This window comes from Hyalangium minutum, from assembly GCF_000737315.1.
Lineage (GTDB): Bacteria > Myxococcota > Myxococcia > Myxococcales > Myxococcaceae > Hyalangium > Hyalangium minutum.
Genome location: NZ_JMCB01000001.1, coordinates 479,295 through 491,645 on the forward strand (window position 1 = coordinate 479,295; position 12,351 = coordinate 491,645).

General features: G+C 68.7%; 8 protein-coding genes. 5 read left to right on the forward strand and 3 right to left on the reverse strand.

The window, feature by feature from the left end:
• Positions 1–44 precede the first annotated feature (44 nt).
• Entirely contained in the window at positions 45–1,388 is a 1,344-nt protein-coding gene (locus DB31_RS01710) for a hypothetical protein (RefSeq protein WP_157231740.1), read from the reverse strand.
• 210 nt (positions 1,389–1,598) lie between these two features.
• Here DB31_RS01710 and DB31_RS01715 point away from each other — a divergent pair, with 210 nt between their 5' ends.
• From DB31_RS01715 to DB31_RS44405, 4 genes are all read left to right on the forward strand, one after another.
• Positions 1,599–3,245, forward strand: coding sequence for an LVIVD repeat-containing protein (locus DB31_RS01715; protein WP_044181048.1), 1,647 nt, complete (start codon positions 1,599–1,601; stop codon positions 3,243–3,245).
• A gap of 184 nt (positions 3,246–3,429) precedes the next feature.
• Entirely contained in the window at positions 3,430–5,019 is a 1,590-nt protein-coding gene (locus DB31_RS01720; protein WP_044182164.1) for a xylulokinase, read from the forward strand.
• Between the two features lie 36 nt (positions 5,020–5,055).
• On the forward strand, positions 5,056–6,576 hold the full coding sequence (locus DB31_RS01725) for a pyridoxal phosphate-dependent decarboxylase family protein (protein WP_044181051.1): 1,521 nt from the start codon (positions 5,056–5,058) through the stop codon (positions 6,574–6,576).
• Positions 6,577–6,594: 18 nt separating this feature from the next.
• On the forward strand, positions 6,595–8,427 hold the full coding sequence (locus DB31_RS44405; protein ID WP_052419643.1) for a PAS domain-containing protein: 1,833 nt from the start codon (positions 6,595–6,597) through the stop codon (positions 8,425–8,427).
• A 21-nt stretch (positions 8,428–8,448) separates the two neighbouring features.
• Here DB31_RS44405 and DB31_RS01735 read toward each other — a convergent pair whose 3' ends face one another.
• Entirely contained in the window at positions 8,449–8,940 is a 492-nt protein-coding gene (locus tag DB31_RS01735) for a GNAT family N-acetyltransferase (protein WP_044181054.1), read from the reverse strand.
• Positions 8,941–8,949: 9 nt separating this feature from the next.
• Positions 8,950–10,587 carry a phosphoglucomutase (alpha-D-glucose-1,6-bisphosphate-dependent) gene (pgm, locus tag DB31_RS01740; RefSeq protein WP_044181057.1) on the reverse strand — a complete coding sequence of 546 codons (1,638 nt, stop codon included), beginning with the start codon at positions 10,585–10,587 and terminating at the stop codon, positions 8,950–8,952.
• A gap of 168 nt (positions 10,588–10,755) precedes the next feature.
• Between pgm and DB31_RS01745 the strand changes: the two genes are divergently transcribed.
• Positions 10,756–12,342, forward strand: coding sequence for a hypothetical protein (locus tag DB31_RS01745; protein WP_044181060.1), 1,587 nt, complete (start codon positions 10,756–10,758; stop codon positions 12,340–12,342).
• Positions 12,343–12,351: the final 9 nt, after the last annotated feature.

The following is a 12,351-nucleotide window of genomic DNA, read 5'->3' on the forward strand; positions in this document are numbered from 1 at the left end:
GTCGAACGTTCGGCGCGACACCTGAGGGCTGACCTCCAGCCCGCTCACTCGGGGGCGATCGGCTCCGTCTCCCCGCGCAGCGAGCGGAGCTTGAGCCGGTTGGCGTAGACGCCCGGGGCATGCCCCACGGTGTTCCACCCGCGCCCCAGCGAGGTGCTCGCGAGCGTGAAGATCAGCTGCGCGGGCGCAGAGTCCTCCTTGCCCGTCCGGTGGAACTCGATGGCGTTCTGGGGCAGCCCCCAGCCAGCCGTGGGAGACAGCTCCGTGCTGGCCTGGGCGACCCAGTCCGTCACCTCCAGGCTGCATGCCGGGCCCTTCGCGTCATGGAGCGTGACCACGAGCGGGCCCTCCACCTTCCCCTCCAAGAGAGATGTGAAGGGCCCCTTCTCACCCGTGCTCGCCTCCACGACGCGCAGCGTGTTGTCTCCGGTCAGGTAGGCCGCCCGCTCGGGCAACCCCGTTGGGTATTCCGAGGGGAGGATCTCCACCGCCTTGCCCGGCACCGCCGAGAACTCCAGCTTCAGCCCCGGCTGCCCCTCGAGCTCCACCCGCAGGTACGTGTTGAGGTGCGAGAAGACGGAGTTCTTGAGCAACGTGAAGGCGTCGATGTCGAGGGACTCTCCCGTATCGAAGACGCCGAGCACGGAGGTGCCGTCATCCCGGTACACCAGCTCGATGCTCCGCTGCGCCCCCTTGAGCCCGATGAGCCGGCGCTGCACCGCGTTCGTCTGCGCGGGCGCCAGGCTGCTCCAAGAGCGATCCGGTGAGCGGCTGATGAAGGTCAGCAGCGGCTCCAGGCGCAGCTTCAGCCCGCCACACTCCATCGAGACAGCGGCCTCGTTGGAAGAGACGCTCACCCGCCCATCCGGGCTCTGCCAGTGGACGGCGCCAGCTCCCCAGCCACTCTCCACGCGGGGCAGCTCCACATTGCTCGGGCGCGTGGATGCCAGCGGCGCGCGCTGCTCCAGCACCCCCACCGCCCCGAGCACGGCCCCCGAGAGCACCAGCCCTCCCACCGGGAACCACGCGCGGCGCCAGTCCGGCCACGCCAGGGCTCCAAGCCCCCCCGCCACCACCCCCCCGCCCACCCACGCCAGCGGCAGGCTCCTCGGAAAGAAGAGGCTCGCCACCACCCCGCCCGCCGCCCAGCACCCGGCCAGTCCCCAGACCAGGGCCGAGGCCTCTCGGGGCCGCCGCAGCAACAGCCCCACTCCCGCGACGCAGCCCGCCGCGATCAGCGCTGGCACCCCGAGATTGGACCAGAAGCGCAGCTGCCCGGCAGAGAAGCCATGGGGCAACCCCCACAGCATCATCACGGCGACGAGGCCGTGAAGCACCAGGGCCACCAGCATCAACAAGGAGCGAGGACGCAGTCCGGCAAGAGCCATCGGGGCAATACTCCGCGAGGGGCCCATCCCGGTCCAGGAGTCCCCCCCGCCCGGCGCCCTCGGCGGGGGCCGCTTCTCACGGCCCGTGGCGAGACGGGAGCGAAAAAAGATCGATATGTCTGGGCGGGTACGGCGTTCACAGTCCTCTTGGAGCTCTGAACGCGGGAATCTGGCCGGAGATCCTCACCCCCACGGGAGAATTTTCCTCCTATGACGAACCTGACGCGCTGCGCACTCGCTGTCCTGGCGATGACGACCCTGGTGCTGGGCTGCAATGACGATCCCCCGGGCGGTCCGGATGGCGGCACCCCGGACAGTGGCACCCCGGACTCGGGCCCCGAATGGGACGGCACCTACACTCCCCTGCCAGAGCAGGGCGACAACATCGATGAGGGCCCCTTTGCGGACTGCTCCAGCTTCACCGTGAATGACGCGGGCGTGCCCCTGCCCTGCGGCAGTCCGGAGACGTTCAACCTGTCCGCCTGCGACCGGAGCACGCTGTCGCGGCTGTCGCCCAGTGGCATCTACTCCCTGCGCACACGCTCCAGCAGCGGCACGTTCTTCTTCTATGGCTCCGGTGACTTCCAGATCTCCGCGGTGGGAGGCACCGAGGAGGTCAACAGCTATCCGGTCGTCGAGAAGCATGTCGATGGCCAGAACTTCTATGTCGCCGGCAAGCGCACGCTGACCGACGGCGGCACCACACTCTGGGCCTACGCGGGCTGCCAGGCCCAGGACGCGCAGAACCTCACCGGGTGCTACCAGACGTGCACCAACGGCGGCGCGCGGCGCAGCGCGGGCACCTTCGACGGCGTTCGCCTGCAGCGCGTCCTGGAGCCGGAGACCTCGGGCATCAACCTCGTCAGCGAGGCCAAGGTGGACCTGGGCGTCCCCGTGGACGTCTACGTCGCCAAGAACCACGCCTATGTGGTGTCCATCAGCTTGGGCCGGCTGTCACCTCCCACGGGAGGGCTCACGGTCTACGACGTCACCGACAAGGCCCACCCGGTGCTCCGCAAGGTCGTCACCATGGCCGGCGACACCTACTGGAACTCCGTCTGGTCCAAGGGCGACGCGCTCTACGTGGGCAGCGGTAACCACGGCGTGCTCGTCTACGACATCTCTGACCCGGGGGATCCGAAGCTGGTGCGCGGCGTGCCGGGCGACACCTTCGACGTGCACACCATTTACGTCGACGGGGACCGCATGTACGCCCAGGCGGCGGGCGCCAACCAGGTGCTTATCTTCGACGTGAGCCGGCCCTTGGATCCCGTGCTGCTCAACCGCTACACGGTGCCCCAGGACGACAACGGCCTGGGCTACCCGCACGACTCGTTCGCGTACCAGAACCGGCTCTACATCAACCAGATGGGCCAGGGGTACTACGTGGTGGACGTGACGGATGCCTCCAACCCCAAGTCCCTGGGCGCGTACACGTATGACGCCAACCTCTACAACCCCACCCACGCCAATGCGGTGGGCACCTTCGCCGGCCGCACCATCGCCTTCGAGGGCGGAGAGAGCGTCAACGCCCACCTGCGCGTGCTGGACGTCACCGACCCGGCCCACATCATGAAGATTGGCGAGCACGCCATGCGCCCGCAGACCTCCATCCACAACATGGTGCTGTCCGGCAAGCGACTGTACGTGGCGTGGTACGCGGAAGGCTTGCGCGTGCTGGACGTGTCCAACCCCACCCAGCCGCGGGAGATTGCGTACGCCAACACGTTCCGGGACTCGGACCCGGGCCGTCTGAGCGGTCTCTTCTCGGGCGCCATCGGCATCCGCGTGCCGGGAGACGGCCACGTGTATGTCGTGGACATGACGCGCGGCCTGCTCATCTACCGCGAGCCGTAGCCGCCCCCACGGGGGGCCATTTGCCCCCCTCTGGCTCACTCCAGAGGAGCGCCGCCGAGAGGTGCCGCTCCCCTGCCGGGCGGATTGCCCCTGAGTCCAGGCTCCTTCCCGGTGGATTGCGCGGGGAGTGCCTCGTAGATTGGCGCCCCGCCGCGGCCTCTCCCGCGGCCACAAGGGGGAGCAGGTGCCAACCGTCGGCAGCCCATCCATCCTGTCCATCGATCTGGGGACATCCGCCGTCAAACTGGCGCTCATCACCACACGGGGCGCCATTCTGGGCAGCGAGGTGGAGCCCATTCCCCTCTCGTTGCTGCCCGAGGGCGGCGCCGAGCAGGAGCCCGAGCACTGGTGGTCCGCCATCGTCCGGGCCACGCGGCGGATGCTCGAGCGAGGCGTGGCCGCTCCGGCGGACATCATCGGCGTCAACGTGGGCTCGCAGTGGTCCGGCACCGTCGCCGTGGACGAGCAGGGCAAGCCCCTGCGGCCCGCCATCCTCTGGATGGACTCGCGCGGGGCCTCCCACGTCCGGCGCATCACCCAGGGGCTCGTCTCCATTGAGGGTTACGGACTGGGCAAGCTGTACACCTGGGTGAAGCTGACGGGCGGGGCGCCGAGCAGCTCCGGCAAGGATCCGCTGGGGCACATCCTCTACCTCCAGCACGAGCACCCCGAAGTCTACCGGCGGACCTACAAGTTCCTGGAGCCGAAGGACTGGCTCAACCTGCGGCTGTCGGGCCGGTTCACCGCCTCGTACGACTCCATCGCCCTGCACTGGGTGACGGACAACCGGAACCTGTCGCGGCTGACCTATGACGACCGCCTGCTGAAGATGACGGGGCTGCACCGCGAGAAGCTCCCCGAGCTGGTGCCCGCCGCCTCGGTGCTCGGTCCGCTGAGCTCCGAGGCCGCCCAGGCACTGGGCCTGGGCGAGCACACCCAGGTGGTCTCCGGCACGCCAGACATCCTCGCGGCCGCGGTGGGCTCGGGGGCCGTGCGCGACTTCGAGCCCCACCTGTGCGTGGGTACCTCCTCGTGGCTCAGCTGCCACGTGCCTTTCAAAAAGGCAGACCTGCTGCACCAGATGGGCACCCTGCCCTCCGCGCTCCCGGGCCGCTACCTGCTCGTCAACGAACAGGAGTCCGCGGGCATCTGCCTCGTCTCCCTCAAGAACCTGCTCTACGAGGAGTCGGGCTCCACTCCCCCGATGGACTCCCAGGAGATCTACGCGGCCTTCGAGCGGGCCGCCGAGCGCGTGCCCGCCGGCAGCGATCGCCTCCTGTTCCTGCCGTGGCTCAACGGCGAGCGATCGCCCGTGGAGGACCGGCTGGTGCGCGGCGGGTTCATCAACCAGTCGCTGCAGACGACGCGCGGCCACCTGGTGCGGGCGGTGATGGAGGGCGTGGCCTACAACTCGCGGTGGCTGTTCACCTACGTGGAGCAGTTCGTGGACCGGAAGCTGGAGTCCATCCGAATGATTGGCGGCGGCGCCCGCTCGAAGCTGTGGTGCCAGATCTACGCGGACGTCCTCGGCCGGCGCATCCAGCAGGTGGCCGAGCCCGTGCTAGCCAACGCCCGGGGAGCGGCGTTCCAGGCGGCGCTGGCACTGGGGCACCTCACGGTGGACGAGATTCCCGAGCTGGTGCCCGTAGCCCGCACGTTCGAGCCGGACACAAAGAACCAGGGGCTCTACGACTCGCTGTTCCGGGAGTTCCTCACCCTCTACAAGACCAACAAATCCCTCTTCGCGCGGCTCAACCGGGCCCGGAGTGCCTGAGGCGCGCGAGGCGGCCAGCAGTCAGGAAGGAAGCCCATGGCGCTACCCGATCTCAATCTGCTGTCCCACGTGCCCCCGCGGCTGCTCGCGGTGGCGGAGCGGTACCTCAAGGCCATCCCCCTGGTGCGCAACCGGCTCGATAAAGAGACCGGCTCGATGCTCGCCGACCTGGAGGGCAGCCTCAAACCCTACAAGGGCCAGCTGCCCACCTTCGACACACTGCCCACCCAGGGACGCCCCCAGGAGGAGGTGCTCCAGGAACTGGAGCAGATGGAGGCGAAAGAGCACGAGCGCTGGAAGGACGGGCTCGTGTCCGGCGCGGTGTACCACGGGGCGGACGAGCACATCGCCTTCGTGAACCGCGTGTACGCGCTGCACTCGCAGAGCAACCCGCTGCATGCGGACCTGTGGCCCAGCGCCACCAAGTTCGAGGCCGAGGTGGTGGCGATGACGGCCAGCATGCTCGGGGCCCAGGAGGCCAACGCGGGCAAGGACGCAGAGGAGCACATCTGCGGCTCGCTCTCCTCCGGCGGCACCGAGAGCATCATGCTGGCCATGAAGACGTACCGGGACTGGGCCCACGCCACCCGGCGCATCACCCGGCCGGAGATGGTAGCCCCCTCCAGCGCGCACCCGGCGTTCGACAAGGCCGCCCACTACTTCGGCATCAAGATGGTGCGAGTACCCGTGGCCGCCGACTACCGCGCGGACGTGGCCGCCACGCGCAAGGCGCTCAACCGCAACACCATCGTGGTCATCGGCTCGGCGCCAGGGTTCCCCCACGGCGTCATCGATCCCATCGAGGAGCTGTCGGAGCTGGCGCGCCAGCGGGGCATCGGCTTCCACACGGACGCGTGCCTGGGCGGCTTCGTGCTGCCGTGGGCGAAGAAGCTGGGCTACCCAGTGCCGCCGTTCGACTTCCGGCTGCCCGGCGTGACGAGCATGTCCGCGGACACCCACAAGTTCGGCTACGCGGCCAAGGGCACCTCCGTGGTCCTGTACCGAGGCACAGAGCTGCGCTCGCACCAGTACTTCACCGCCACCGAGTGGCCCGGCGGCATCTACTTCTCTCCCACCTTCTCCGGCAGCCGGCCCGGGGGCCTCATCGCCGCCGCCTGGGCCACCCTGGTGACGATGGGCGAGCAGGGCTACCTGGACGCCACCCGCCGCATCCTGGAGACGGCCGACACCCTCAAGCGAGGCATCCGCGCCATCCCCGGGCTGCACGTGCTGGGCGATCCCCTCTTCGTCATCGCCTTCGGCTCGGACTCGCTGGACATCTATAAGGTGATGGATCGCATGGGCTCCAAAGGCTGGAGCCTGAACGGCCTGCACAAGCCCGCGGCGGTCCACCTGTGTGTCACACTGCGACATGCCCAGGAGGGGGTGGCGGACCGGTTCTTGGCGGACCTGCGGGAGGCCGTGGAGCACGTCCGGTCAAATCCGGAGGAAAAAGGTACGATGGCCCCTGTCTACGGGATGGCCGCCACTGTTCCCTTCCGTGGGCTGCTGAGTGATCTGCTGAAGAAGTACATGGACCTGCTCTACAAGGTCTGATGCTCCCCCTCTCGGTCCATGAGCCCTACTGGCGTCCCAGCCCCTGACCTCCCCACCCTGGCCAAGGCCGTCCGAGCGATCAACCAGGAGTTCTCGCTCCCCGAGCTCCAGCGCACGGTGCTCCGAGTCATTCAGGAGCACACTCCGGCCCCGTACGCGGCGCTGCTGGGGTTTCATGAGGCCCGGGGCTGGGTCATCCAGTGCCAGACCGAGGGGGAGCACCGCGCCCTGCACGAGCTGCCCACCACGGTCATCCACGGCGCGCGCCGCACCCTGGAGCCGGTGGTGCTCAGCGAGGCCTCTCAGCAGGCCCCCTACTGCGATGACGTGGTGGTGCGCGCCAAGGGACTGCGCTCGGTCATCTGCTGGCCGCTCACCCACCGGGGGGTTCAGCACGGGTTGCTCTACCTGGAACATGCCCACGCCTCCCACGCCTTCGACGGAGTGCTGAGCGTCATCGAGCTGCTGGCGGCGCAGGCCGCGGTGGCGCTGGACAACGCCCGCGTGCACCAGCACCTGGCCGAGCAGAGCCACGCCCACGAGGTCTCCCGTCGCGAGGTCTCCGCCACCCGTCAATACCTGCAGGACTTCATCGACCACTCGCCCGCCGCCATCTACTTGAAGGATCGCGAGGGCCGCTACCTCATGGTCAACGGACGGTTCGAGACCTTCTATGGACTGTCGCGCCACCAGATCCTCGGCAAGAAGGACTCGGACCTGCTGCCCCTGGAGAACGCGCGCCCGCTGATGGAGAACGACCAGCAGGTGATGCGCAGCGGCACCACGCACCAGTTCGAGGAGCAGCTGCCTTTCCACGATGGGGTGCACACCTTCATCTCCGCGAAGTTTCCCCTGCGCTCGGCGATGGGGGGCATCGAGGGGCTGTGCGGCGTCTCCACGGACATTACCGACCGCAAGCGCGCCGAGGCGGCGCTCCAGCGGGCCAACGAGGAGCTGGAGCAGCGCGTCGCCGAGCGCACCGAGCAGCTCCATGCCGCCCAGCAGGAGCTGCTGGATCGCGCCCGGCACGCGGGCATGGCGGAGATCGCCAACAGCATCCTCCACAACATGGGCAACGCGCTCACCGGCATCACGGTGAGCAGCACGGTGCTGCGCGAGCGCATCCTGGGAGTGCCCATCGCCTCGCTGGGGCGGGCCGCGGCGCTGATGACCGAGCGATCCCCCGAGGAGCTGGTCACCTTCCTCACGCAGGACGAGCGGGGCAAGCAGCTTCCCGAGTACATGAGCAAGCTGCACACGCGCTTGGAGGAAGAGCGCCAGCTGCTGCTGGAAGAGTGCAATGTGCTGGCCACGAAGATCGAGCACGCCACCAGCGTGATCGCCACACAGCAGAACTATGCCCGCGCGCGCATCCGCCTGAGCGAGAAGGCGCGGCTGAGGGACTTGCTGGAGGATGCGGTCCGCCTGTGCGCCGTGGGGGACCACATCGATAAGATCCTCCAGCGCGAGTACTGCGACGAGGAGCCCGAGTTCTACGATCGGCACGTCATCGTGCAGATCCTGGTCAACTTCATCTCCAACGCGAAGAACGCGGTGCGCGAGCGGCCGGACAACACGCAGCCGCGCATCACCCTCTCCGTGCGGCAGGATCCGACACAGACGGCGGTGGCCGTGAGCGACAACGGCGTGGGGTTCGACGCGAGCGTGAAGCCTCGGCTGTTCACCCACGGGTTCACCACGCGCGCCAAGGGCCACGGCTTCGGGTTGCACAGCTCCGCGCTCAGCGCGCAGGCGCTCGGAGGCCGCATCGAGGCGAACAGCGACGGCCTGGGGCTGGGCGCCCGGTTCGAGCTCATCCTCCCTCGGGGGAGCCAGAACGCAGACCAGTGAGCCGCCCGGCGGCCGGCGTGCTCAGCGCTCCTCGGGCCCCGGAAGCTCGCGCGTCATCTCCACCATGGTGGAGCGCCAGCCGAGCTTCGCGAAGAACCGATGCGCGCCCTCGTTCTTCGTCGCGCTCATGAGGATGACCCGGGGCACACCCAGCTCGGCGAAGCGCCGCACCAGGGCCTCGGCCAGCAGCCGGCCGGCTCCCAAGCCGCGCGCGGACTCTTCCACCCAAATGTCGTGGAACCCGCCGCAGCGGTCCCTCAGCGTGGCCCAGTCGCGCTCCTCGATGCGGCCGTAGACGTAGCCGATGAGCTCGCCGTCCCGCTCGGCGACGAGCACCACCGCCTCCTTCGCTCTCAGCTCCTTGCCCAGCCACCAGCGGTAGCCGGACTCGACATCGTCCGGGAGCATGAAGCGCTCGGGATCGAAGGCGTGGTGCTGACGGACGAGCGCGCCCCCCATCCGGCCCAGCGCCTCCGCATCCGCAGGCTTGGCGGGACGAACCGTGATGGCCATGGCGCCTGCCTACGCCCGCGAGAACGCGTCGCTCACGATGGCGCGCGCCTCGTCTACCAGCGCGTCCAGGTGCGCCTGGCTGCGGAAGCTCTCCGCGTAGATCTTGTAGACGTCCTCGGTGCCGGACGGACGGGCCGCGAACCAGCCGTTGGCCGCGACCACCTTGAGGCCGCCGAGGTCCGCGTTGTTGCCGGGCGCTTGGGTGAGGCGCTGGAGGATGGGCTCACCCGCGAGGGAGGTGGCCTTCACGGCCTCGGGAGAGAGCTTCTTGAGCACCGCCTTCTGCGCGGACGTGGCCGGCTGGTCGATGCGCGTGTACATGGGCGAGCCGAACTTCTCGGTCAGGTCCTGGTAGTGCTTGCCCGGGTCCTTGCCCGTGCGCGCGAGGATCTCCACCGCGAGCAGGTCCAGGATGATGCCGTCCTTGTCCGTGGACCACACCGTCCCGTCCCGCCGCAGGAACGAGGCGCCCGCGCTCTCCTCGCCGCCGAAGCCCAGCGAGCCATCGAGCAGGCCGTCCACGAACCACTTGAAGCCCACGGGCACCTCGATGACGCGGCGGCCGATCGCCTGCGCCACCCGGTCGATCATGCTGCTGCTCACCAGCGTCTTGCCTACGGCCGCATCGGGCTTCCAGCCGGGGCGGTTGCTGAACAGGTACGAGATGGCGACCGCGAGGTAGTGGTTGGGGTTCATCAGCCCCACGCTGCGCGTGACGATGCCGTGCCGGTCCGAGTCCGTGTCGTTGCCGAAGGCGATGTCGTACTTGTCCTTGAGCGCCACCAGGTTCGCCATCGCGTACGGCGACGAGCAGTCCATGCGGATCTTCCCGTCATGGTCCAGCGGCATGAAGCGGAAGGTCGGGTCCACCGTGGCGTTGACCACCTGGAGCTTCAGCCCGTACCGGTCCGCGATGGGCTTCCAGTAGTCCAGGTTCGAGCCCCCCAGCGGGTCGGCGCCGATGGACAGGTGGGCCCCGCGGATGACCTCCATGTCCAACACGTTGCCCAGATCCTCCACGTAGGGGGGGATGAAGTCGTAGAGGCGCACGTGGGAGGCCTTCACGGCCTGCTCATAGGGATTGCGCGCCACGCCCCTGTTTCCTTGGCCGAGCAGCTCGTTGGCACGCTTCTCGATCAAGGAGGTGATGTTCGTGTCCGCCGGGCCACCATTGGGCGGGTTGTACTTGATGCCGCCGTCCTCGGGCGGATTGTGCGAGGGCGTGATGACGACGCCATCGGCCAGCCCGGATTTCTTCCCCCGGTTGTAGGTGAGGATGGCGTGGGAGATGACCGGCGTGGGCGTGGCGCCCTCAGTGTAGCGCACGTCCACGCCGTTGGCGGCCAGCACCTCGAGCGCCGTGCGCTGAGCCGGCTGGGACAGCGCATGCGTGTCCATGCCGAGGAAGAGCGGCCCGTCGATACCCACTTGCTTGCGGTACTCGCAGACGGCCTGTGTCACCGCGAGGATGTGCGCCTCGTTGAAGCTGCGGCGGGCGGACGAGCCGCGGTGGCCCGAGGTACCGAAGGCGACACGCTGCTCCGGGACCTGGACGTCCGGATGCTCGGAGTAGTACTGCGAGCGCAGCGTCTCGGGGTTGATCAGGAAGGATTCGGGCGGGGGCTTGCCAGCAAGTGGATGGGGCACGAGGCCGGATGATACGTACCCGGAGCCGTCCGTCAGGTGGGAAGTGCATTCCCTGTGCGCCAGGATGCACTTTCAGGGACTTCCTGAGTTCTGCAATGGATCTCCGTTTCCGTCGTAAGGTGGGAAACAGACCCGGTTCTCGAGCCCGGGTCTCAAGGAGCCGTTGCCATGAAGAAGCTGCTGGTGTTCGTCGTGCTGCTGGCCGCGGGGGCTGGGGCGGCGTATCACTTCGGCTACCTCGACCGCTGGATTCCCAAGCTCGGGGGTGAGCGGCTCATTCCCAAGGACGAGAAGCTGCTGGCCTACTTCCGGCCCGACACGCGCGAGTTGCTCGTCGCTCAGTTGACGGAGCTGGACCTGCGCCTCTCCGCGGACGCGCAGGCCAAGCTGGAGCAGAACGGGCGCGAGCTCTACGAGAAGACAGGCATCAACCTGTCCAAGGACCTGGACGCGTTCGTTGGGGCGGACGGGCTCGCGGTGGTCCGCGGCCGGTTCGACTGGAACAAGCTGGGGGCCTACCTCCAGTCGCAGGGCTACACCCTGACCGAGCTGGCGGGAGTGCCCGGGGCGGTGAAGGCCCGAGCGATGGACGTGGCGCTCGATGGGAACTACCTGCTCGTCGGCCCGCGCGCCGAGGTGGAGCTGGCGATCGCCCGCAGGCGGGATGGCCAGGGGCTCGAGGCGAACAGCCCGATCGTGAAGGCGATGGATGAGATCGGCTGGCGGCACGGGCTGGTGGGCGGAGTGGTGTCCGGGTCGCGCCTGTCGTCGCAGGGCCCAGGAGACCTCAAGTTGCAGACCGCGCTGGGGGCGCTCGACTCGACCCGCGAGGGATACGAGCTGCGAGCGATGGCCCTGACTGGCAGCAAGGCGGAGGGCGAGGCGCTCCACGCCATTCTGGAGACGCTTCGCAAGACGGCCCTGCTGCAGATGGCGCTGACGTCCCAGCCCGAGCTGCGCACGCTGCGGGACTCGCTCGAGAAGGCCACGCTGGAGGTGGATGCGAACGGCCGTGTGACAGGCGCCATCCGCTTCCCGTACGCCCTGGTGGACCAGGCCTCGGCAAATGTCTCCCAGGCGCAGCTCCCTTCGGCGCTTCAGACGCTGGAGCTCTCCGACGAGGGCGACGACTCCGTGCCCACGCGCCCGCCGCCGTCCGCCACGGCGCCGAAGCCCTCCTCGAAGGAGGAGGCCTCCACGCCTGTGGCGAGCGCCACCGTGTCCCAGCGCCTGGACTGGAAGCCGCCCGTGTTCGGGGTGATCCTGTTAGTGCTCGCGCTGGTGACCATGGGTGCCGCGTCGCGCCCGGGCATGTTCAACGTGCTGTTCCACCCGCTCTTCCTGCTGCCCTTCCTGGTCGCGACGCTGGGCGTGTTCGTGTTCCGGTTCACGGGGCAGTCCGGCGGCGCGTTCGACGTGCTCACCCTGCCCATGCCCGAGTGGCACCGCTTCGTCTCCATTCCCGTGGCGCAGACCGTGGCCTTGAGCGCCACCATCCCCATGCTCCTGGCCATCATCTCCGGCCCGGTGGCGCTGCTGCGGCGGTTCGCGGCGGGGCTTGCGGTGGGCTTCAGCGCCTACCTCGTGACGAAGGCGATCGCCGGCACTGCCGTCCCATTGATTCCTCCGGCATACACGGTGTTCTGGTTCGCCGGGAACGCGCTGGCCGCGCTGCTGCTGGCCCGGCTCACGATCCCTCCGCGCCGCGCCCGGCAGTCGTCGCCTGCGGCGGGGGCACCGCGCGGACGCGCCTGAGCCCACAAA

Excerpts from the sequence above, each read along its gene's own strand:
- DB31_RS01710 (WP_157231740.1), bottom strand. The coding sequence starts at position 1,388 with ATGGCTCTTGCCGGACTGCGTCCTCGCTCCTTGTTGATGCTGGTGGCC.
- DB31_RS01725 (WP_044181051.1), top strand. The coding sequence starts at position 5,056 with ATGGCGCTACCCGATCTCAATCTGCTGTCCCACGTGCCCCCGCGGCTG.
- DB31_RS01735 (WP_044181054.1), bottom strand. The coding sequence starts at position 8,940 with ATGGCCATCACGGTTCGTCCCGCCAAGCCTGCGGATGCGGAGGCGCTG.
- DB31_RS01715 (WP_044181048.1), top strand. The coding sequence starts at position 1,599 with ATGACGAACCTGACGCGCTGCGCACTCGCTGTCCTGGCGATGACGACC.
- DB31_RS44405 (WP_052419643.1), top strand. The coding sequence starts at position 6,595 with ATGAGCCCTACTGGCGTCCCAGCCCCTGACCTCCCCACCCTGGCCAAG.
- DB31_RS01745 (WP_044181060.1), top strand. The coding sequence starts at position 10,756 with ATGAAGAAGCTGCTGGTGTTCGTCGTGCTGCTGGCCGCGGGGGCTGGG.